The following is a 22470-nucleotide window of genomic DNA, read 5'->3' as shown; positions in this document are numbered from 1 at the left end:
ATCGTGCGCCGGACCCGGACCTCTGCCCGGCCTCGGGCACCGAACCGGCCCCGGACCCCGGCTACGATCTCGTGTGATCGCTTTGCCCAGCCAACCAGCCGGCGGTGGCTGGGCGAAGTGATCACCTGACAATGGGCCTTCCGTGCGGTATGGCCCTTCCCGCATCCCACGCCCCTTCCCCGCTTCTCCTCCAGCCGGCGAGCCCCGCTTCTCCTCCAGCCGGCGAGCGCCGCTGTCTCGGCCTCCGGGACCGCCCCACACTCGGTGCACCCCACGAGACAATGGGCGGCATGACCTCCCTGGGCCCCGCCGCCGTTCCCGGCCCTGCCGCTCGCTCCGGCGGCACAGCCCTCTCCGGCCTCGCAGACCCCACCAGCCCCGTCGACGGCACCGCTCCCACCAAGGCCACCGGCGCCACCACCCACGCCCGCCACACCGGCAGCGTCGTCCTCTCCCGCAGAGGCCTCCTCCGCGCCGGCTCCGCCCTGCTGGCGGCCACCGCCCTCACGCCCGTCCTCGCCGCCTGCGCGAGCGAGACCCCGGTCGGCCTCACCGAGGACGGCCGCGCCCTGCCCATCCCGCCCCTGCTGGAACCGGACGCGGACGGACGCTTCGAGCTCACCGCCATGACCGGCACCACCGAGTTCCTCCCCGGAGTGGCCTCGGACACCTGGGGCTACAACGGCGCGCACCTGGGCCCCACGCTCCGCCTGGCCCGCGGCCGCTCCTACGAGGCCGTCCTCACCAACGACACCGACGAGGACACCACCTTCCACTGGCACGGTCTGCTCGTGCCCGCACACGCGGACGGCGGACCGCATCATCCGCTGGAGCCCGGCGCCAGCCAGACGATCGCGTTCACCCCCGACCAGCCCTCGGCCACGCTCTGGTATCACCCGCACCCGCATGAGAAGACCTCGGACCAGGTGCGGCGGGGCCTGGCCGGCATGATCCTCCTCGAGGATCCGGACGAGCACGCACCGGGAACCGCACCGGAGGGCTCGGCTCCGTCCGCCGCCGAGGCCCCCTCAGCCCTCCCTGCCGCTCGCACCGCCCTGCCCCACGAGTACGGCGTGGACGACATCCCCGTCATCATCCAGGACCTCCGCGTCACGGAGGACGGGGAGCTGCTGGGCCACAACTTCGGCTCCGACGTGGGAATGCTGGGTGAGACGGTGCTGGCCAACGGAGCTCCGGACGCCGTCCTCACCACGGACCGCGCGGTCCTGCGGCTCCGGCTCCTCAACGGCTCGCTGGGGCGCAGCTACGGCCTCCAGCTGGACTCCGGCGATCCGCTCACCGTGATCGGCTCGGACGGCGGGCTGCTGCCGGAGCCCGTCGAGGTCGCCTCGGTCACCCTCTCCCCTGCAGAGCGCGCAGAGGTCCTCGTCGAGGTGCCCGAGGCCGGAGTCGCCCTGGTCTCCCGCTCCCCGGATCTGGGGAACGTCGCCGATCCCGAGGGCGTGGGAGGCACGGACGAGTTCACGATCCTGCGCATCCGGCGGGGCGCGGAAGGCGCGGCCTCGGCGGGCACGGCGGAGGGACACGGCGGCGGCAGCTCAGCCGCGACCTCGGCGAACGGCTCCGCCGGCACTGCGACCACGGGGCCCGCCTCGATCTCCGCGCTGGGACTGCCGGCGGTCCTGGCAGAGCTCCCGGAGCCGGTGGACGGCGGTCAGCAGCGCAGCTTCAATCTGCGGGGCCGACAGATCAACGGCGCCTCGATGGACATGGAGCGCATCGATGCCGCGATGTCCTCACACGCTCCCGAGGTCTGGCTGCTCACCAACCTCGACTCCGCGCCGCACAACTTCCACGTCCACAACGCGCAGTTCCGGATCCTCGACGTGGCGGGTCAGGCTCCCGCGCCGGAGTTCGCTGGCTGGAAGGACACCGTCTACCTGCGGCCGCAGGAGGCGGTGCGGATCGCGGTCGTCATGCCGCACCACGAGGACGACGACGGCTCCCTCCCGTACATGTACCACTGCCATCTGATGCTCCACGAGGACGACGGCATGATGGGACAGTTCACGGTGGACGCCGCAGCGGGCTCGGCGCAGGCGGGATCCGCCGGGCACGGGGGCCACTGAGCGGGGTGCGCCTACCGCAGCGGCCGGCTGCGTGCCAGGACGAGGGACAGCGCGAACGCCACGGCCATGAGGGCACCGCTCAGCAGGCTCACGCCGCGCCAGCCGTCCAGCTCCCAGGCCAGCGGCGCCAGATTCCCGTTGACGGAGGAGCCCGCATAGTAGAACAGCATGTACATGCTCATCGCCTGGGCGGGCACCCCCACGGAGACGGACGCCCGCTGCGCCACCCACGCGCTGGCCAGGGCGTGCATCATGAAGAAGCCCACGCTCAGCACCGCGATGCCCACGACGATCCAGGCGAGCTGGGGCAGCGCCATGACGGCGATGCCCGCCAGGGCCACCAGCGGGGCATAGGGCATCACGCTGCGGAGGCTGAAGCGCCCGGCCAGCCTGCCGGCGATGACGGAGCCCGTCCCGGCCACCGGATAGACGAAGTAGATGAGTCCGATCACGCCCACGGAGAGCAGATAAGGCGCGGCCTCCAGCCGGAAGCCCAGCACGTTGAAGGAGCCCACGAAGGTGCCCATGCCCAGGCCGCCGATGAGGTAGAGGCACAGCAGCACAGGGTCCCGGAAGGCCCGCCCGAACTTCCGCAGCAGCTGCCCCAGGTCGTCGCGCTGCGGGACGAACCCGCGGGACTCCGGCAGCAGCACCCAGCACGCCGCCGCGCACACCAGGCCGATCAGCGCGGCGACGACCATCGCGAGGTGGGAGACGCTGAGGACGCCCGTCCCGGCGTAGCCCCACGATTCCGCGAGCTGGATGGTGAGCGCGGAGGCCACCCGGCCCAGCAGCCCGCCCAGTGTGGTGCCGAAGATGTAGGCGCCGGTGGCCGCCGTCGCGTAGTCACGATGGATCTCCTCCTTGAGGTAGACCGCCGCGGTGGCGGGCAGTCCGGCCAGCACGAAGCCCATGACGAAGCGGGCGGCGAGGAACAGCGGCCACGAGGGCACGAACGCCACGGCGAAGGCCACCAGCGCCGCCGCCGTGAGCGAGGCCCGGATGAGGCGCACACGGCCGATCCGCTCCGAGACCGGGACGGCCACGATCAGCCCGATGCCCAGTCCCGCTGTGGCGGCGGACACGGAGAGCGCCGCTGCGGAGGGCGTGATGCCGTAGTCACGGGAGAAGTACGGCAGAATCGCCTGTGTGCTGTAGAGGAGTGTGAATGTGGCGAGACCCGCCATGAGGAGGCCGATCTCGATGCGCCGCGTCAGCGGATCGCCTCGCCGATGGCCCTCGAAATCACTCACCCGACTACCCTAGTACCCCGGCGGGACGCGGCGGAGCACCCGCGCCTCCCGCATGCGAGCGCCTCGGCAGCAGGCCGTGCCGCTCGGAACGTTACGCATCGCTGAAGGAGCGTCAGTGACACAGCCGCCAACAGTGGACACCCCCGCGGGGAATCCGCACGCGCACGGGAACGCCGCGTGGGAGTTCGTCGCGCACACCCCGGACCTCGCGCTGCCGGACTTTGCCGCGCTCACGCCGGAGGGTCTCCGCGAGGCCTGCGCGCGCACCGTGGCCGGCGTCCGCGAATCCGTCTCCGCGATCCTCGCCTCCACCGACGAACCCGCGTTCACCGGGGTGACCCTGCCGCTCGAGCGGGCGAAGCTGCCCGCCCGCGCGCTCGCCGCGCTCGTGAGGGTCCTCGAGTCGAACGTCATGGACGAAGGCCTCGCCGAGGCCGTGGCGGACATCTCCTCCCAGCTCACCTCCCTGCGGCTGAGCATCGAGCTCGACGAGCAGCTCTTCGAGAGGCTCAGCGCCGTCTCCTCCGCCGATCTCATCCCGGAGGACCGCCGGCTCCACGAGCACACCCTCGCCCAGCACGTGCGGGCGGGCGTGCGACTGCCGCGGGAGGAGCGCGAGACCGTCGCGGAGATCTCCCGCGAGCTCGACCGGCTGGAGACGGAGTTCGGCCAGACCCTGCTCCGCGAGACTGCCGCCCGCGCCTTCGTCACGGACGATCCGGCAGCCCTCGCCGGGCTGAGCGAGGATCAGATCGCCGCAGCCGAGGCCGCAGCGGCTCCCGCACCGGCCTCGGGCACGGGGTCCTCCCCCCAGGACGACCGGACCCGGCAGACTGCCGGGGACGAGGCGGCCTCGGGAACCGCAGGAGACCTGACCGGAGACGAGGGGACCGCACCCCGCTTCCGGCTCCCCCTCACCAACACCTCACAGCAGGACGCGCTCACCGCTCTCACGGACCCGGAGTCGCGAAGGCGGCTGCTGGACCTCTCGCTGGGCAGGGGCTCCTCCGGCGGCCCGCACGACACGCGCGCGCTCGTCGCGGACATCACCGCACTGCGCGCCGCACAGGCCGCTCATCTGGGCTTCCACAGCTATGCGCAGTACGCCGTGGACGATTCCACGGCCGGTGACGTCGACAGCGCCGGCTCCCTGCTGCACCAGCTGCTCGAGCCGGCGCTGCGGCAGTTCGAGCGGGAGGCGCGCCGGGTCCGCGACTACTTCGGCATGGACGAGGACCGGCCGCTGGAGCGCCACGACGTCCTCCACCTGTGGGAGCGCTACCGGGCCGAGACCTTCGAGGTGGACGCGGCGGAGGCGAGCGCGCACTTCGAATTCGAGCGGGTCCTCACCCAGGGCGTCTTCGCCACGGCGCAGCGCCTCTACGGACTCGCCTTCTCCGCGCGGACGGATCTGCACGGCTGGCATCCGGATGTGCGCGTCTACGAGGTGCTCGAGGGCTCGCGCACCCTGGGGCTGGTGCTCGTCGACCCGTTCGCGCGTCCCGGCAAGCGGGGCGGCGCCTGGATGGACGAGCTGGTGACGAGCTCGCGCCTCACCGGCCTGCACCCCGTGACGACGCTGACGCTCAACGTCCCGCCGCCGGCACCGGGACGCCCCGCGCTGCTGACGCCGGACGAGACGATCACGCTGTTCCACGAGTTCGGCCATGTGCTGCACGGCCTGTTCGCGGACTCCTCCTACCCCTCGCAGGCCGGCACGGCGGTGCCCCGCGACTACGTCGAATTCCCCTCCCAGCAGTTCGAGATGTGGGCGCTCCACTCGCAGGTGCTGCCCGGCTACGCCGTTCACTGGCAGACCGGGGAGCCGATGCCTCAGGACCTGGTGGAGCGGCTGCGGGACTCGCAGACGTTCGGGCAGGGCTTCGCCACCCTGGAGTACCTCGCGGCGGCCATGCTGGACCTCAGCTGGCACTCACTGGAGGGCGGTGAAGTCGTCGAGGACGTCCTCACCTTCGAGGCGGAGGTGCTCAGCGCCGCCGGGTTCGACCCGCTCGTCCCCCCGCGGTACCGCTCCGCCTACTTCGCACACATCTTCTCCAACGGCTACGCGGCCGGCTACTACTCGTACCTGTGGTCCGAGCAGTACGCGGCGGCGGTCTCGGAGCTGTTCGAGGACCACGGCGGCCTGGACCCGGAGCTGGGCCGGGCGTATCGCGAGGAGATCCTCGCGCCGGGCTACTCCCGGGATCCGCTCGCGGCGCTGGAGCGGTTCCTGGGCGGCGAGGTCGGGACGGAACCGCTGCTGCGCCGCCGCGGCCTCGCACCGGCGCGGCCCGCTCCCCCGGCGTGTCCCGAACACGCACGGCTAGAGAGGGACCTGCGTGCGGCCGGCATCAGCACCCGCGTACAGGTGCATCCGGAGCCGCTCCCCACCGCGCAGGCGGCCGCGGACTTCCACGGGGTCCCCGTGGGCGCCATCGCGAACAGCCTCGTCTTCATCGCGGAGTTCCCCGACGAGGACGTGCTCGCGGAGAGGCGCGCGCAGAGCCGTGTGGAGACGCTCTCGCTGGCGCTCGTCGAGGAGGACGCGGCACAGGAGGCCGCTGCGGCCGAGTCCGGTGAGTCGCAGCCCGCTGGTGGCGGGGCGGCAGGCAGTGGCGGTGCGGCCGGTGGCGGTGCGGCTGGCAGTGGCGTCGGCGGTGCGGCCGGCGGCGGCTCGGCCGGTGGCGATGCCCCGTCGGGTCTCGCCGGTGACGGGAGCCACGACTCAGCTGCTGCCCGGGACGGCGAGAGCCGCACGGGCACGGAGACGGCCGCGGCGCCGGGTGCGAGCGGCCGGCACGAAGCGGAGGCGGCCTCGGGCGCGGGCGCAGCCGACGCCGCTGGGTCCGGGACGGGCACCGGTGCGGGCTCTGACACTGATGCGGTCACTGGCGCAGGTGTTGAAGGCTCCGCGCCTGCCGCAGCCGCCTCAGCGCAGCAGAGCGCCGGTTCAGCCGCATCCGGAGTACGTGCGGCGGACACCGTCGAGGATGAGGACGAACTCCCCGTGCGCGAGGAACCCGTCCTCATCATGACCTCGGGCAGCCACAGGGTGGACACGGCGTTCACCGCCGAGCAGATCGGGGCGGTGCGGCTCAAGCGGGCCACCCCGGAGCAGGTGCTCGCAGCCACCGGCCAGGCGGTGGGCGGCGTCGCTCCCGCCGGACACCCCTCGCACGTGCGGTCCTTCGTGGACCGGACGCTGCGGGAGTACGCGCAGCTGTGGGCCGGCGGCGGCACCGTCGAGGCCATGGTCCCACTCACGTACGCGGAACTGGTCCGCGTGACACAAGGAGAGGAAATCGATGTCGAACAGCAGTGACACGGGTGCGGGAGCACCCGGCACACACGCATCTGGGCAGCCGGGTCCGCACGCACAGGCAACCGCGCAGGCGGTGTCTGGGAACGCAGCGGGCTCGGCGGAGAACACGGACAGTGCGGCCGGTGCGGGCGTGACCGGTACGGACGGTGCGCCCGGCGCGGGCGCGATGACGGCCTTCGCAAGCACCCGGGGCCGCTACTACGCGCTCATCCTCGCAGTCTTCTGCTGCGTCTTCATCATCTCGAACATCTCCGCGACGAAGGTGATCGGATTCGGTCCCATCGTGGGCGACTTCTCGATCGTCACCGACGGCGGTGCGTTCCTCTTCCCGCTCGCCTACATCCTCGGCGATGTGCTGAGCGAGGTCTACGGCTTCCGCGCGGCCCGCAGGGCCGTGTTCATGGGCTTCGCCATGCAGGCGCTGGCGGTGCTCGTCTTCTACCTCGTCATGGTCTCGCCGCCCGGCCCCGGCTACGAGTCGCAGGAGGCCTTCGAGGCCGTGCTGGGCTTCTACCCGCGGATCGTCGCCGCCTCGCTGGCCGGTTACGTGGTGGGCCAGCTGCTCAACTCCTACGTGCTGGTGTGGGTCAAGCGCCGCATGGGCGAGAAGCACCTGTGGGTGCGCCTCATGACCTCGACCGGCGTGGGCGAGTTCGCGGACACCCTCATCTTCTGCATCGTCGCGTTCGCGGGTGTCATCCCCGGTGCGGACTTCATCAACTACATCATCGTGGGCTTCGTCTACAAGGTCGCGGTCGAGGTGATTCTCATGCCGGTCACGTACACCGTGATCCGCGTGCTCAAGAAGCGCGAGGTCTCCTACGCGCCCGGCGGGGAGGACTGAGCGGGCCCGTTCCCGGCCTCCCGGCCTCCCAGCGGGCTCCCGCCGCGGCCTCCGCTCTGGGCTCCCCGCACCCACCCGCCGCGGGCTCCCGCTGCGGGCTCCCGCACTCACCCGCCCATGTCTCAATCTGCGTCGAGGATTCCGCCTCTGAGCGACGCAGGCTGAGACATGGGCGGGTGCTGTGGCACACCCTACTCCGTAGGACAGGCGGATCCGGGCTGGGCATCCGGCTTCCCTGCAGTCACTTCCCCTTCGCCGGGAAGGAGTGTCCGGACCGCCGGCGAGGCCGAATCAGACGCGAGCGGGCGCGCCGTGCTGCTCAGCCGCGCTTCCAGCTGAGGGAGACCTCGATCTCAGCGCTGCCGGCCTCCTCGATCTCCACCTCGTACTCGTAGGAGACCCGGGCGGGGACACTCACCGTCACGTCCTTCTCCCCCTGGTGGACGGTCACGGAGTTCTGCTTCTCCAGAGAGTCCGCGAGGGCGCGCAGCTTCGCAGCGGCCTCTTCACGGGAGAGGTCGGTCTCGGTCTCGTGCTCATACAGATCGTCGCTCATGCCACGAGTCAAACACGTTCTGTGCTCTGCGGGAACCCTCTGCCAGGCAGGTCTCGCGGGCAGCGTTGCAGATGGAAACGCTGAACGCGACCGCTCAGTGGCGCTCACCAGTGAGCATCGTGAGCAGGAGAACGCTCCCAGATGCCGCGGCCTCGGCCTCCGCTCCACTCGCCGCGTCCGTCGGGCCTGTCACGGCCGCCCGGCCCGTCGCTTCCGCCCCGCTCGCCGGTTTCACCTCGCCTGCTGGGCAGTCCACGCGATGCTCCACATGCGCACGGCAGTGGACGATCGTCCCCGGTGTGAGGACGGTCGTCTGCCCCTCGCATGTGAAGGTGAGCGTCCCGCTGAGGCACTGCACAGTGATGGGGTGCGCCGCGGTGTGTTCGGGCAGCGACTGTCCTGGAACAAAGGTGAACGCGATGAGATTCGCCCCGTCGCCCTGCAGGAGACGCTTCACGGAGGGACGGCCGTTCCTCCGCTGAGGGTCCGGCGCTGGGGCGGCCGCGAGGACGTCGATGGGGCGAGATCCCAGCCCCTGTGCATCGTCTGCCATGCGCTTCTCCTCAGTTCAGTGCCCTACTTCCATCACTCACGGTCCTCGCTCCTGAGCCGAGGCGGATGATGCACCCCCAGAATCCCACGTTCTGCCGGCAGAGAGCACCAGGCGCGCAGTTCTCGAGTGTGTGGGACACGCGCCGCAGCACCGGTCCGAGCCCGAAGCCACCGGCGGAGCAGATTCCGGTCGCGATCCTCAGCCCGCTACACGAGTGAGGAACGACGGACACAGCCGATTCTCAGGTCCGCTCCCCGACTTCCCACCTGCCACGCCGGTGTTTGCGGCCGCGCCTGGAAGCCGTGAGTATTGCTGGATGAAACCCGAGTCGACCGAGCCGGAATCGCAGGATCCCACTCCCGGCGGACCCGCTGAGCAGGTGCCGCCCCGGCCCACTGAGCCGCCGCGCTTCGAGACGCCCTCGGAGCCGGACCTCCCTTCCGCAGACCCGGATGATCCGCTGACTTCCCCGGGCGAGGCACCCGCCCTCACTGACGAAGCGGAGAGCACATCCGACAGAGCCGCAGAGCCCGGCCCCGAGGCCGAACACGAGGACGACACCGAGCCGGGCGAGTCCGACCCAAGCGACTCCCTACCGGGCTTGACCAGCCTGACCAGGCAGCACGAGCCCGAATCGAGCGGACCCGAGCCGGGCGAGTCCACGCTGCACGAGCCCGAGACCAACGACGGCACCAGGCCGGGCAGGTCTGAGCAGGGTGAGCCCGAACAGCCCGAGTCCGAACCGAGCGAACCCGAGGAGACGGAAACCGACCCCGTAGCGGAGTCCGACCCCGTAGCGGAGTCTGACCCCGAGACCGGCTCCGTCCTCGGCGACATGACCCCGCCGGGCACATCGACGGAGAGATCCTCCGAGGATGAGGATGCACCGGACGCAGCAAACGCACCAGAGGCACCGGACGCAGGAAGCACAGCAGAGACAGCAGAGACAGCATCGGAGCCTCAAGCCGAATCGGCCAGGCCGGAAACGAACAGAGCCGAATCGACCGAGCCGGAAACGACCGAGCCAGACCCTGGCCTCATGCCCGAGGCCGCGGCTGCGGCCGAGAGCAGACTGGCAGCCGAGCCAGAACCCGGCCCCCACGCACCCCAGCCACCACAGCCGCCGAGAAGCGCGGAAGCCTCCGGGCCTCCCACTCTCACAGTGCCGATCGTGCGCCCCTGCGCGCCGTCCCCTGTGTACGACGCGCCCGAACAGCAGCCCACCTCGCAGCCAGATACCCATGCGCCTGCGGCTGCCCTGCCGGACGTCGCGGACGAGGTGCACCCCGTACCGCAGCTCACCGCCGCACAGAGCACCTCCGCGGAGCACGCGGCTGTACGCCTCGCGGCAGACCCGACCACCGCCGCACCACAGCCGGCGGAGACAGCCTTCCCGCCGGAGTCAGCTACGGCGGCCGCCGTTCCTCCACCCGCAGCCGCACCTGCGCCCGCAACCGCACCTGCGCCTGCGCCCGCAACCGCACCTGTGCCTACCGCTGACCCGCCACCCGCAGCCGCACCTCGGCGTACCCGCCGCCTGCGGCCCTTCCTCGCGGGCGCGGTCGCGGCAGCCCTGCTGGTGGTGGCTCTGGGCCTCGGGCTGCGCGCGCTCGGAGTGCTGGGTGGTGAGGAGCCCGAGGCCGCGAGCAGCCCCGACTCAGCGCAGGAACACGGTGAGGACGGCGGCGCACCGCCTCCGGACGGCACGGAGCTGAAGCAGCTGCGCGACGAGGCGTGGGAGGCGCACTCGGCGGACCTCGACGGGCAGTGGGTGGTCCAGCTGAGCTCCATGCAGAACCCCAGCAGCGGCGACGCGGCCCAGGACGGCGAGACCCTCCAACTCATCCTCGACAAGTACGAGGAGTTCAAGGACCGGTACCCGGATGCCGCACTGCTGTGGTCCGGGGACTGGTCCACCTACGCCAACGACGGCTACTGGGTGGTGGTGCGCAGCAGCCCCTTCCCCGATGCCGAATCCGCCCTGGACGAATGCGCCGCAGACGGTTGGGGCCGCGACGACTGCATCGCCACACGGCTCTTCATCACGGACGCGCCGGAGCACACCACCGAGTACATGCCGTGAGAGCAGCTTCGAACTCACAGACGACACCCGCATCGCCGTTCAGACACCCGCCTTTCACTGAGAATCAGCGGGTGCGCAGGAGGAAAAGCGGATGTCGCCTTCCGTGCTCGGGCGATGCCCTCCGCACTCAGACAGATCAGAGGAAGGCGTCGTCCACGGGAACCTGCAGGCCGATCGCCAGTCGGTTCGTCTTGTTCGCCGCGGCGACGATCCCGTGGAGCTCTGCGATCTGCTCGTCCGTCGCTCCCTTGCCGCGCGCGGCTGCGGTGTGCGAACGGACGCAGTAGGTGCAGTTGTTCACGGTCGAGACCGCCACGTAGATGAGCTCCTTGACCAGCGGATCCAGCGCAGTGCCAGGGCCCATGATCTCCTTGAGCTCGCCCCAGGTCCGCTCCAGATTGGCGGGATCGTGCGCGAGCGCTCGCCAGAAGTTGTTGATGAAGTCCGTGTTCCGCGTCGCTCGGATGTCGTCGAACACCGCTCGGGCACGGGGATCGAGCTCCTCATCGGAGAGAAGCGGGAGGGTGGGTGAGAACTGCTCCATTGCACTGCTCCTTCGCATGCGGGGTGTATGTGGGGACCTCAGTCCCTGGAAACGGAACCTGAGTCCTTGGGAACGAAGGCGAACACCCGTGTGGGGAAGCCGGTGCCGCCCACGATCCGCGGCACGCCCACGGCGATCACCGCGCCCGAGGCCGGAAGCCGATCGACGTTGACGAGATTCTCGAGGTGCCACAGGCCCGCGGGGTGGGTCACCTCCCGGTGCACCGGGAAGTCGGGCCGGTCGCCCGGATCGATGCCCAGTGTATCCACGCCGAGCCCCACCACTCCCTTCTCCACCAGCGCACGCGCCGCATCGAGTCCGAAGCCCGGGAACCTCAGATCCTCCGTCGTCTCCGAACCGGTGTATGCCAGTGCGTCCGTGCTCCGGGCGGCCCACCCGGAATCGATGAGCACTGCGGTGCCGGGCCGAATCGGACCGTGCGCCGCCTCGAAGGCCTCGAGGTCGTCCACCTCCACGACGGCGTTGGGGTCCGCGGCCGCCTTGTCCCGGATGTCGATGACCACGGCGGGCACCACCAGTTCGTCGATGCCGATGCCGGCGGTGTCCGCACCACCGGGGACGAAGTGCTCCGGGGCATCGAAGTGTGTGCCCGCGTGCTCGAACGTCGTCACGACACGTGCGTGGTACCCGCCGCCCTCGTGACTCACCGCGTCCGTGAAGGAGAGCGCCGGGGCTCCGGGCCAGATGACGGAGTCGGGCCCCAGCGCCGCAGAGAGGTCAACGAGACGGAAGCCCTGCGTGAAGGAGGCGAACGCCGCATCACGGGCGGCGATGAGGGTGTCGACGGAGGCAGGCATGGATATCTCCCTGAGCTTGAGGCGGATGCCCCCTCTGATCGCGGAGGCTGGGAACACTTCGCAAGCTACCAGCCGCCGGCATTCCGCGAGTGTCCTGCGTCACACTCCGACCTCATCAGTCATATCCTGGCGCATGACCACCGCGCCCGCTCCCGGCTTCGCCCCCGCACAGAGTATGCCGCGCCTCCGTCCTCCGGCCCTCCCTCGCCGATGCGCCCGGGGATTCGCCCAGCCCGGCATCCGCACATATCCCCTGATCATGTGAACTGCGCCCGCGGTTTCCTGCATACGATGGGCACACGACCGCGAACATCCCAGCCCGCCCGCCACATCAGGAGAGCACGTGCCCGGCATGCAAGAGCAGAGCGCAGTCTTCATCGACGCAGGATTCCTGCTGGCGGTGGGCTCCACCAAGACCACGGGCACCTCGCTCCGGTCCTCGACGGTGGTGGATGTGCGCCGGCTCATCGCCGGCATCGTCGAACGCACCAAGGAGGACGCGGGCCTCTCCCCGCTGCGCGTCTACTGGTACGACGCCTCCCACCACGGCGTGATGGCGGACGAACACAAGAAGATCGCGCTGATCGACGATGTGAAGGTCCGCCTGGGGCGCATCGGCATCAATGGCGCGCAGAAGGGCGTGGACCTCCGCCTGGGCCTGGACATGGTGGAGGTGGCCCGGAACCGCTCCGCGCGCGTCGCCTACCTGCTGTGCGGGGACGACGACATCGCCGAGGCCGTCGAGGCCGCCCAGGACCAGGGCATGAAGGTGGTGCTCGTGGGCCTCGAGGATCCCGGCCGGCGAGTGGGTCTGTCCTCCGTGGCCGAGCATCTGGCTCTCCAGGTCGACCGCATCATCACGATCCCCTCGGAACTCATCCGCAGCTGCTTCGAGCCGTCGATGTCCCACCGCAGCAAGGAGAGCGCGGAGGGGATCACCACCGTCGCCGCAGCTTCCGTCACGAGGAACACCGAAGGCGCGGAGCCCGGCCACACTCATGCAGCGGAGGGCAAGGACGCCGAGGCCCCGAGCAGGCCGGTGCCCAAGCCCGGTCCTCCACCCCGCCCGGCTCCGCCCGCCTCGGTCTCCTCGCCGGGAACCGCGCGGCCTCATGTCACCCGCAGCGCCACGACACCGCTCTACTCCACCAGCACCGAGTCGCAGGACGTGGACTGCGAGACGCTGTTCGACGTCGTCGAGGAGGTCGCGGTGAATACCGCCGAGAGCTGGCTCAATTCGGCGACGCAGATCCAGCTGGAGGAGCTCCTGCGGGACTACCCCTATCTGGAGCCGGACATCGACCGGGCGCTCCTGCAGGACTGCGCCGCGCAGATCGGTGAGACGGAGACCAACAGCCAGGCCATCCGCAAGCATCTGCGCGACAGCTTCTGGGCCGCCGTCCGCGAGCGCTGAGCGATGCGGGCGTCGCCACGCTCTCATTCCGCCGAGTGGCGTCTGCGTACCGACCGCTCCACAGACCGCATACATAGCGTCTGCCCTCTGTTTTCATTCGATCACTCAGACATCCCCCACTCGAACAAGTATGCTCCTCTTCTCATACCATGCCGGCGTCGGCGCCTGGTCCGGGTGATACGGCGAAACCGTAATAGGGAATCACGGTCTGTCTAGGGAATCAGAGCTTGGAAGCAACATGAAGGCGGATGGAGGAAGTCCGATTAGTGGAAACCCGTATCCTCACTCACATGAGCCCTTGTGCTAAAGTCCACGTCATACCTGCCGGACCAGCGCCGCAAGCCTCGGTCACATGCATATAGAAGGAATCCGATGGGCTGGAGAGAACGGATATCGAGACTGCCCCGGCGAGTGGAGGCCCTGCATGGCGAGATAGCCAAGCTTATCGATACGGATCCGCTGCCTGCGCATGAGATAGCGCCAGAGCTCGATGACACGTTCGCAAAGGAAGTGCTCATGGCGGCCTGGTCTTCTTCGATGACCGATGCAGACGAGCCCGAGGACCGTCTTCGGCCCGCCTTCAAGAGAGCACTGATCGCCGCCCAGGAGCACCCCTCGGGAAGGTCGAGATCGATCCGCAAGCTTGCCCAGCTGGTGGTGTCCTGCGTGGCCGAGCAGGAGGAACAAGCTGAATCGATCACCCCGCTCTGGGCCTCGTCCACTCCCGACCGTTTCATCAACCTGGTGATAACCGGGCAGGACCTGCAGTCAACGCCGTTCGCAGAGGAGCTCGTCTCTCATTTCGATGAGTCCACGGCGTTCGCCGCCCGCGCATCGATCTCCGGTGTCGGATCCTCCCATACGTCACCGCTGGTAACGGAATTCGCCGCAAGACTGAGGATGCGACCCGACATCTCCGAATTCTGGCGCGGAATACTCCTTCGCCTGCTGATGGCCTATCGAGCCAGCGAGCAGAGTCTGTCTCACAGAATCGCAACACGAGACTCTGGACACGCCCCAATCCTCTGTCATCTGCCGGACACCCTGTACATCCAGAGCACCTTCGGTGACCACCTTTCCGACTCCCTCGACATATATGCCGACGACCTGCGTAGTGAGCTGTGCTTCGCAGGAACGGACCGCACCGACGACGTCGATCTCGTCACCAACCCGGTGCTCGAGGTGAGTGATGGTTTCATCACCTCGCCATACCTCATCCTCGATTCGCTCTCTCCCTTCATCCTGAAATGGCTGGGGGAGCACGGAGCCTGGACCGAGGCCATCACCAGACCGTTCGAGGAGAAAGTGATATCACTCCTCCGCGAGACCGGTCTCATCGCCGGTACTGTTCACAAGTCGGGTTTCTGGGAGACCGACACTGAGCGGACTCCTCTGCACGAGCAGCTGCATGAGAGCAGGTCCACCTGCCCGGGAGAGATGGACGCGGTGGCCTTCGACGGTAGTGTCATGCTTCTCTTCGAGTGCAAGTCGGTATACCCGTTCGCCAAGGTGCGGAATCTTGCAGGGAAGGTCTCCGACGAAGACGTGGAGGGCTGGTTTGGGAACGCCAGAAGGAAGGCACAGTGGCTGGCTGAGGCGACCGGGCTCCCCGTGGGGTTCACCGCGATAGTGGTGGAGGGTGTCCGGTACTTCGACTCGGACGCTGCAGACAGGTGTGTGCCCGTCATCGACTTCGCCACTCTCCAGGAGCTGATGACCGCCGTCGATGAAGAGCACCTCCTGTAGGGCCCGCCTGCGCCAGAGCGGCACGGAAACGGCCTCACACCCGCTCGCGGCGCGCCCCTCCTCCCTCCCCCCGGAAGTTACGTCTGCGTAGCGGCCGCCCTGCACGGCCGCTACGCAGACGTAACGTGGAGAAGCTCGAGAGGAAGGGAGGTCCGCTCACGGTGGACCCGCACACAGGGCGGAGTCCCACCTCAGAGCTGAGCCCGCGCACAGGGCGGAGTCCCACCTCAGAGCCACACGCGGAGCCCCGGCTCAGGGCTTGTCGCCGGAGTAGTACCGGCCCAGGACCTCGGCCTCGAGTTCGTCGAACCTGCCGTCCTCGATCGACTGCCGGATCCGCGCCACGAGCCCCACCGTGAAGTGCTCGTTGTGGATCGTGCACAGCGTGTTGAACAGCTGCTCCTTCGCCTTGTACAGGTGGTGGAGGTAGGCGCGCGAGTAGTGGCTGCACGTGTAGCAGTCGCACTCCGGCTCGATGGGCTTCCAGTCCCGCTTGAACCGTGCGCCGGAGATGTTGAACCGCCCGTCGTGCGAGTACACGGCCGCGTTCCGGGCCACCCGGGACGGCGAGACGCAGTCGAAGGTGTCAGCGCCTCTGCGGATCGCGGCGAAGAAGTCGTCCGGTTCGCTGATGCCCAGGAGGTGCCGCGGCTTGTCGTCCGGCAGCTCCTCGCACACCCAGCCCACGATGGTGCCGAGGTTCTCCTTCTCCAGCGCTCCGCCGATCCCGAAGCCGTCGAAGTCCATGCTCGCCAGATCCCGCGCCGCCTTGCGCCGCAGGTCCTCGTACTGCGCACCCTGCAGCACTCCGAAGAGCGCCTGGTACGGCCGGTGCGAGCGCTCCTGTGTGAGCCTGACGTGCTCCTCCACGCAGCGCTGCGCCCACAGGCGGGTGCGCTCCAGCGACTCCTCCTGATAGCGGCGCGTGTTCGTGAGCATCGTGAGTTCGTCGAAGGCGAAGATGATGTCCGCGCCCAGCTGGTGCTGGACCTGCATCGACACCTCGGGGGTGAAGCGGTGCAGCGAACCGTCGATGTGCGAGCGGAACGTCACCCCGTCCTCGTCGACGTTCGCCAGACGCTCCTCACGGACCTCCTGCTGCAGGTCCTTCTGCATGTCCGGCCGGTTCGTGCCGGCGAACTCCGTGGAGAGCACCTTCTTGGATCCCACGCCCAGGCTCATGACCTGGAAGCCGCCGGAATCCGTGAAGGTGGGCCCCTGCCAGTTCATGAACGCGCCGAGGCCTCCGGCCTCGTCCACGATGTCCGGGCCCGGCTGCAGGTACAGGTGGTAGGCGTTGGCGAGCACGGCGTCCGCGCCCAGCTCCTCCACCTGCTCCGGCGTCACGGTCTTCACCGTCGCCTTGGTGCCCACCGGGATGAACGCAGGCGTGCGGATGTCACCGTGCGGCGTGCGGATCACACCGGTGCGACCGCCCGCCTCCAGGCGTGTGCCCTCGGAGAACCCGAACCGCGCGCGTTCGTTCACGGCCCCGCTCATCCGCCCAGCTCTCCGAGCATCTTGCCCGGGCTGAGGATGCCCAGCGGGTCGAGCTCGCGCTTGATCGCCAGGTGCAGACGCTGGGACACCGGGTCGAGCTCCCGGGCCAGCCACGTGTTCTTCAGCACGCCCACTCCGTGCTCACCGGTGATGGTGCCGCCCAGCTCCAGGCCCGCCTCCATGATGGCGTCGAACGCCGCGTGCGCCCGGCGCGTCGACTCCTCGTCACGGGCGTCGAAGACCACGGCCGGGTGCATGTTCCCGTCGCCGGCGTGGCCTGCGACGGAGGTGATGACCTGGTGTTCGGCAGCGATCAGCTCCATCCGGGCGAAGAACTCCGTGAGCGCCTTGCGCGGCACGCACACGTCGTCGATGAGCTCGCCGCCGCCCTGCGTCGCCGCGAACTTCTCCATCGCCGGAGCCACGGCCCGCCGCGCCGCGACGAACAGCTCGGAGTCCTCCGGGTCGTCGGAGACCGTCACCTCCGTGGCGCCCTGGGCCTCCGCGACGCGCTGGAAGGCCGCCAGCTCCTCTGCGGCCGCCTCCAGCGAACCGTCGCCGTTGGACTGCACCAGGATCATCGCCGCGGCACCGTCCGGCAGCCCGAAGTCCCCGTAGTCGTTGAGGAAGCCGATCGTCACACCGTCGATGATCTCCAGCAGCGAGGGCATGGCGCCGGAGGCCATGAACTCCGTGATGGTGGAGCCCGCGTGCTTGATGTCGTCGAACAGCGCCACGCCGGTGAGCGGGGGCGGGATCGCGGGGATGAGGTCGAAGACGATCTCCACGACCACGCCCAGCGATCCCTCCGAACCCACGAACAGACTCGCGAGGTCGAAGCCGGCCACGCCCTTCGCGGTGGGCCGGCCCAGGGTGGTGAGCGAGCCGTCCGCCAGCACGACCGTCAGCTGACGCACGTAGTCCTTCGTCACGCCGTACTTCACGCAGCACAGCCCGCCGGCGTTCGTGGCGACGTTACCGCCCAGCGAGGAGATGTCCACGGAGCCCGGATCCGGCGGGTAGGCCAGGCCGTGCGGTGCCAGTGCATTCTTCAGCTGCCGGTTGACGACGCCGGGCTGGACACGGGCGGTCTGCTCCACCGTGTCGATCTCCAGCACCTGATCCATCGCGGCCAGGGACAGGAGGAGCGCACCGTCCGTCGCATTCGCCGCGCCTGCGAGCCCCGTCCGGGTGCCCTGCGGGATGACCGGCACCCGGTGCTCGCTCGCGAAGCGCATGACGGCCTGCACGTCCTCGATGCTGCGTGCGCGCACCAGCCCGCGTGCACGGCCCACCGGGGAGAAGATCGCGCGGTCCTGCGAGTGGGCGAGCACGACGTCCGGGTCCGTCACCAGGGCGCCTGCGCTGAGTACCGCCTCCAGCGGCGTCAGGTCGAGGGTGGCCTCGGGCGGGAGGAGGCCCTCCCCTCGCGCCACGGCACGGTCCGAGGCCGAGGCACCGCCCGAGGCCGGTGCGGGCTGCGCGTGCCCGGCCAGGGGCTGTGCCGGCGAGGTCGCCTGCCCTGCCCCCGCGGGGGCCTCGGGCACGGGTGTCTGCTCAGTCGAGGAGGTCATGGCTCACTTTCCGATGAAGGTGCGTGCGATGTCGACGAGGCGGTCGAGCGCCTCCTGCGGGCCCACCGTGACACGGACTCCCGCGCCCAGATTCCGCACCGCCAGGCCTGCGGCCATGCAGGCGTCCGCGAACTCCTGGGACCGCTTGCCCAGCGGCAACCACACGAAGTTGCCTCCGCTGGGCGGCACCGGGATCCCCACCTCCCGCAGGCGGGCGGCGAGTTCGTCACGGAGGACGCCCACCTCCTTGGACCGCACGGCGATCTCGTCCAGGTGCGCCAGGGAGGCCTGCGCGGCTGCCTGCGCCGGTGCGGTCACGCTGAAGGGGGCGATGGACTTGCGCATCTCGTGGATGATCCCCGGCTGCGCGAGCGTGTAGCCCACGCGCAGGCCGGCCAGCCCGTGCGCCTTGGAGAACGTCCGCAGGACCGCGAGGTTGGGGTAGGTGGCGAGCCCCACGGCGGAGTCCACGGGCGCGTCCAGCCCCGCGCCGTTCGCCCGGATGGAGGCAGCGCCCTCGCTGCCGGGGGCGAAGTCCACGTACGCCTCGTCGAGGACGACGAGGACGTCCGCGGGCACCTGCTCCATGAAGGTGTCGAACTCCGCCTGCCCCATCACCGCGCCGGTGGGGTTGTTGGGCGAGCACAGGAGGACCAGCCGGGTGTCCTCGCGGATGGCCTGGAGCATGGCGGGGAGATCCATGCGGCCCTCATCCGCCAGCGGCACCGCGATCTTCTCCGCACCGGTGAAGCTCACCACCTGCGGGTACATCTCGAAGGAGGGCCAGGGGAAGACCACGCTGGTGCCGGCCTCCGCCGTGATGCCGATGAGCGCCGAGAGCCCCTCCGAGGCACCCGCGGAGACGACGACGTTGTCGTAGGGCACCTCGTGATGGGCGGCGAGCGCGGCGGTGAGATCGTGGGCGGAGGGATCCGGGTAGAGGTGCGGCGTGCGCGCCGCACCCAGGATCGCCTCCAGCGCTGCAGGCAGCGGATCCATGTGGTGCTCGTTCGACGAGAGCTTGTACGACTGCACGCCTTCGACCGGCGCCGGCGGTTTTCCGGGGACGTATGCGGGAGTGTCGGCCAGGGCGGGCCGGACGCGGAAGTTCGTCATGGTCCGATTCTGCCACCCGGCACGGACGCTTGCGTCCCGGTCCACAATGAGGAGATGGACGAGATCCCGCGGACGGAGCAGCCGGGCGACGGAGGACAGCGTCGTGACGCTGTGCAGCCCCATGCCGCAGAGCAGCCGAGCAGCACTCAGCAGCCGAACGACCCGGCGCAGTCGCACAGCGCAGAGCAGTCGCACAGCACTGAGCAGTCGCACAGCACTGAGCAGTCGCACAGGACAGAGCAGTCGCACAGCACGGAGCACCTGAGGGCGCACGCGACGCACCCCCTCGACTGGCAGGAGGACCTCCTCGGCGGGGACTTCTCCTCCCTGTGCCTGCCGCTGCCGGAGGACCGGCAGGCCACCCTCGTGCGGCATCGGCCCCGGCACTCGCTGCCTGCGGCGGGAGGCGCGCCGGGAGCTGCGGCGCTGGACCCGGCAGCCGCCCGCGATGCCTGGGTGCCCCTGGCCTCGGCGATGGATCCGCGCATGCTCGCGGACGTGGCAGTCCTCCACCTCCACGGCTGGTCCGACTACTTCTTCCAGCAGAACCTCGCACGGTTCTGGACCGGGCTGGGCGCCCGCTTCTACGCGCTCGACCTCCACGGCTACGGCCGCAACCTGGATCCGGATCTCATGGAGCGCTCGGCCTTCTCCGCGCTGCGCGAGCCCCCGGACCCGGAGCGGATGCAGCGTCCCGGCTACACGACGGACCTCTCCGACTACGACGCGGATCTCGAGGCCGCCCTCGCCGTCATCGCCCAGGAGTCCCCGGGCAGGCGCGTGGTGCTCTCCGCGCACTCCACCGGCGGTCTCATCGCCGCACTGTGGGCCGATCGCAACCCGGGGCGCGCGCAGGGCCTCGTCCTCAACTCGCCGTGGCTGGAGTTCCAGTTCTCCACCGCGATCCGGAAGCTGCTCCAGCCGGTGTTCGCACGGACACGCTCGGCCACCTCGGCCCTGCGCCTGCACATGCCCAACCACTACGTGATGGCGACCTCCGCGACCCTGGGCCGGCTCCCCTACGACATCCGCCTCAAGCCCGCGGAGAGCTTCCCTGTCTACGCCGGCTGGATCCGGGCGATCTTCGCCGGGCACAAGGCCGTGGAGGAAGGGCTGAACATCGAGGCGCCGGTGCTCGTCCAGACCTCCAGCCGCAGCCTCATGAAACTCAGCTACGACCAGGAGATGGAGGAGACGGACATCGTGCTCGACGTCGACGCGATCGCCCACCGGGCCGTGAACATCGCCCCCACCGTGGTGCTGGGACGCGTGCCCGGCGCCATGCACGACCTCTACATCTCCCACCAGGAGGCGCAGACGCACGCCTTCGCCGGGCTGCTCCACTTCTCCCGCGGATACCTGGCGAAGGGGCCCGAGGCCGCGGCGGAGTAGCGCGCGGGTGCGGTTGCAGCAGCGCGCGGGTGCGGGTGCGGCAGCGCTCGAGTGCGGGTGCACTAGCGCGCGGGTGCACGCACAGAGGGATGTGCGGGCGCAGAGGGATGTGGCTCCGCGCCCCATCCCGGGAGGTTACGTCTGCGTAGCGGCCGTGCGGGGCGGCCGGTACGCAGACGTAACTTGTGGGATGCGGCGTGCGGGATGCGGCGTGCGGAATCGAGGAGGCCCGCATCCGTGAGACGGATCGCACACGCCGGCCCGGTCTCCCCTACGATGCGGGCCATGACTGAGACTTCGCACACCGCGTCCGCATCGGCCCGGACCGCCCCGACGGAAGCTGCACACGACGCCTGGTTCGACCGTCTCGCCGCCCGCGCCCAGGCCGGCCCGTCCGAGCTCTCGGCGGTGCTGGCGATGGCCTCGGCGGGCGGTGATCTGGTCGACTTCTCCGGCGGCTTCCCGGATCCTGGCCTCTACGACACCCAGCTGCTGGGCGAGACCGCGGCCAAGGCCATCGAGTCGCGGCCCGAGGTGGCCCTCCAGTACGCGCCCAACTACGGGCTGGCATCTCTGCGCGAGGTGCTGCGCGCCGAGGTCTCCCGGACCCAGGCGGTGGTCCCCGGTCCGGACGACCTCATCGTCACCTCGGGCGGGGTGGATGCCCTCACCCTCATCTGCAAGGCCATGCTGAACCCGGGCGATGCCGTGCTGGTGGAGGCGCCGTCCTACCTGGGCGCGTTCAGCGTCTTCCGGTCCCACGACGGCGTCTGCGTCTCCATGGAGAACGACGCGCACGGCCTGATCCCGGCCAGCATCGAGACGGCGTACGCGCAGGCGCGGGCCCAGGGCGCGGAGCCCAAGGTCGTCTACGTCATCCCGGACTTCCAGAACCCCTCCGGCCTGCGCCTGGACCGGGAGCGCCGCAGGGAGGTCGTGGAGATCTCACGCCGCCTGGGGCTGCTCGTGCTCGAGGACGTTGCCTACCGCGACCTCGCCTTCGACGGCTCCTACGTGGACTCCCTCTACGAACTGGGGCCTGACGTGACGGTGCAGGTGGGCACCTTCTCCAAGACCTTCACACCCGGCACGCGCATGGGCTGGGCGGCCGGCCCCGCCACCGTCATCGACGCGATGGCCCAGGCCAAGACGAACACGGACCAGTGCGCGGGCGCTCTCGGACAGACGATCCTCGAGGCCCACATCACGGAGGGCCACTACGCCGCCTCGCTGCCGGTGCTCCGCTCCGCCTACGCCGCGCGGTGCCAGGGGCTCATGGACGCGCTGGACGGCGCACTGAGCTCCTCTGCTGCGTGGACCGTGCCCGCCGGCGGCTTCTTCACCTGGGTGGATGTGCCCGGCGTCGACACCAAAGCCCTGGCAGCGCTGGCGATCGAGGAGGGTGTGGCGTTCGTGCCGGGCGCACCGTTCTTCGCCGACGGGCGCGCGACCAGCCAGCTGCGCATGAGCTTCTCCCGCACGCCGGTGAGCCGGATGGCCGAGGGCGCCGCGCGGCTGGCCCGCGCGATCGAGCGAGTGCGGTGAGTGCGGGGGCGGAGGCCCTCAGACACGAGGCGGAGCCACGGCGCTCCCGTCTGCGGATTCGCCGCTTTCCCCTCCGAGACGCGGCGAATCCGCAGACGGGAAGCCCAGGAGCCCCCG

At 69.9% G+C, this 22470-nt stretch carries 16 protein-coding genes; 8 read left to right on the top strand and 8 right to left on the bottom strand.

The genetic code is table 11. The annotated features are described in order from the left end of the window. Window positions 1-290: 290 nt before the first annotated feature. Window positions 291-2090: a multicopper oxidase family protein gene (locus ABD240_RS08020; RefSeq protein ID WP_344336810.1), complete on the top strand. Its 1800-nt coding sequence runs from the start codon at window positions 291-293 to the stop codon at window positions 2088-2090. An 11-nt stretch (window positions 2091-2101) separates the two neighbouring features. Here the strand turns inward: ABD240_RS08020 and ABD240_RS08015 are convergent, their stop codons facing one another. Then, window positions 2102-3343 carry an MFS transporter gene (locus tag ABD240_RS08015; protein WP_344336808.1) on the bottom strand — a complete coding sequence of 414 codons (1242 nt, stop codon included), beginning with the start codon at window positions 3341-3343 and terminating at the stop codon, window positions 2102-2104. Window positions 3344-3458: 115 nt separating this feature from the next. On the opposite strand from ABD240_RS08015, the gene ABD240_RS08010 reads away from it, so the two are divergent. After that, window positions 3459-6668 carry a M3 family metallopeptidase gene (locus ABD240_RS08010; RefSeq protein WP_344336806.1) on the top strand — a complete coding sequence of 1070 codons (3210 nt, stop codon included), beginning with the start codon at window positions 3459-3461 and terminating at the stop codon, window positions 6666-6668. A gap of 166 nt (window positions 6669-6834) precedes the next feature. Then, window positions 6835-7512 carry a queuosine precursor transporter gene (locus ABD240_RS08005; RefSeq protein WP_291793629.1) on the top strand — a complete coding sequence of 226 codons (678 nt, stop codon included), beginning with the start codon at window positions 6835-6837 and terminating at the stop codon, window positions 7510-7512. A gap of 319 nt (window positions 7513-7831) precedes the next feature. Here the strand turns inward: ABD240_RS08005 and ABD240_RS08000 are convergent, their stop codons facing one another. Together ABD240_RS08000 and ABD240_RS07995 are read right to left on the bottom strand one after the other, a co-directional pair. Next, window positions 7832-8068 carry an amphi-Trp domain-containing protein gene (locus ABD240_RS08000; RefSeq protein ID WP_291793610.1) on the bottom strand — a complete coding sequence of 79 codons (237 nt, stop codon included), beginning with the start codon at window positions 8066-8068 and terminating at the stop codon, window positions 7832-7834. Between the two features lie 94 nt (window positions 8069-8162). Then, entirely contained in the window at window positions 8163-8621 is a 459-nt protein-coding gene (locus ABD240_RS07995; RefSeq protein ID WP_291793612.1) for a cupin domain-containing protein, read from the bottom strand. 1486 nt (window positions 8622-10107) lie between these two features. Between ABD240_RS07995 and ABD240_RS07990 the strand changes: the two genes are divergently transcribed. After that, complete coding sequence (locus ABD240_RS07990; RefSeq protein ID WP_344336804.1) at window positions 10108-10704, top strand: hypothetical protein; 597 nt, start codon at window positions 10108-10110, stop codon at window positions 10702-10704. Between the two features lie 136 nt (window positions 10705-10840). On the opposite strand, the gene ABD240_RS07985 is transcribed toward ABD240_RS07990, so the two are convergent. Both ABD240_RS07985 and ABD240_RS07980 read right to left on the bottom strand, forming a co-directional pair. Further along, window positions 10841-11248: a carboxymuconolactone decarboxylase family protein gene (locus ABD240_RS07985; RefSeq protein ID WP_291793619.1), complete on the bottom strand. Its 408-nt coding sequence runs from the start codon at window positions 11246-11248 to the stop codon at window positions 10841-10843. Between the two features lie 38 nt (window positions 11249-11286). Next, window positions 11287-12066 (bottom strand): cyclase family protein, encoded by a 780-nt coding sequence (locus tag ABD240_RS07980; protein WP_291793623.1) that lies wholly within the window; start codon window positions 12064-12066, stop codon window positions 11287-11289. A gap of 352 nt (window positions 12067-12418) precedes the next feature. Between ABD240_RS07980 and ABD240_RS07975 the strand changes: the two genes are divergently transcribed. Beyond that, a complete protein-coding gene (locus tag ABD240_RS07975; protein WP_291793632.1) occupies window positions 12419-13480 on the top strand; it encodes an NYN domain-containing protein in 1062 nt (353 codons plus the stop codon). A gap of 411 nt (window positions 13481-13891) precedes the next feature. Beyond that, complete coding sequence (locus ABD240_RS07970) at window positions 13892-15226, top strand: hypothetical protein (protein ID WP_344336800.1); 1335 nt, start codon at window positions 13892-13894, stop codon at window positions 15224-15226. Window positions 15227-15478: 252 nt separating this feature from the next. On the opposite strand, the gene tgt is transcribed toward ABD240_RS07970, so the two are convergent. Genes tgt through hisC form a run of 3 tightly spaced genes read right to left on the bottom strand, consistent with a single transcriptional unit; the run spans window position 15479 to window position 19416 of the window. Beyond that, complete coding sequence (tgt, locus tag ABD240_RS07965) at window positions 15479-16726, bottom strand: tRNA guanosine(34) transglycosylase Tgt (protein WP_344336798.1); 1248 nt, start codon at window positions 16724-16726, stop codon at window positions 15479-15481. Beyond that, entirely contained in the window at window positions 16723-18300 is a 1578-nt protein-coding gene (locus ABD240_RS07960; protein WP_344336796.1) for an FAD-binding oxidoreductase, read from the bottom strand. Before ABD240_RS07960 ends, tgt begins: the two co-directional genes overlap by 4 nt. Before the next feature lie 3 nt (window positions 18301-18303). Then, window positions 18304-19416, bottom strand: a complete 1113-nt coding sequence (gene hisC / locus ABD240_RS07955; RefSeq protein WP_291797801.1) for a histidinol-phosphate transaminase — start codon at window positions 19414-19416, stop codon at window positions 18304-18306. A 54-nt stretch (window positions 19417-19470) separates the two neighbouring features. Between hisC and ABD240_RS07950 the strand changes: the two genes are divergently transcribed. Together ABD240_RS07950 and ABD240_RS07945 are read left to right on the top strand one after the other, a co-directional pair. Next, window positions 19471-20808 (top strand): alpha/beta hydrolase, encoded by a 1338-nt coding sequence (locus ABD240_RS07950; protein WP_344336794.1) that lies wholly within the window; start codon window positions 19471-19473, stop codon window positions 20806-20808. Window positions 20809-21093: 285 nt separating this feature from the next. Then, the gene (locus ABD240_RS07945) at window positions 21094-22353 is read left to right on the top strand and encodes an aminotransferase-like domain-containing protein (RefSeq protein WP_344336792.1); all 1260 of its coding nucleotides are present in this window, start codon (window positions 21094-21096) and stop codon (window positions 22351-22353) included. Window positions 22354-22470 lie beyond the last annotated feature (117 nt).

This window comes from Brevibacterium salitolerans, from assembly GCF_039531405.1.
Lineage (GTDB): Bacteria > Actinomycetota > Actinomycetes > Actinomycetales > Brevibacteriaceae > Brevibacterium > Brevibacterium salitolerans.
The sequence above is the reverse complement of the archived record's forward strand: the minus strand, read 5'-3'. Positions and strand labels throughout refer to the sequence as shown.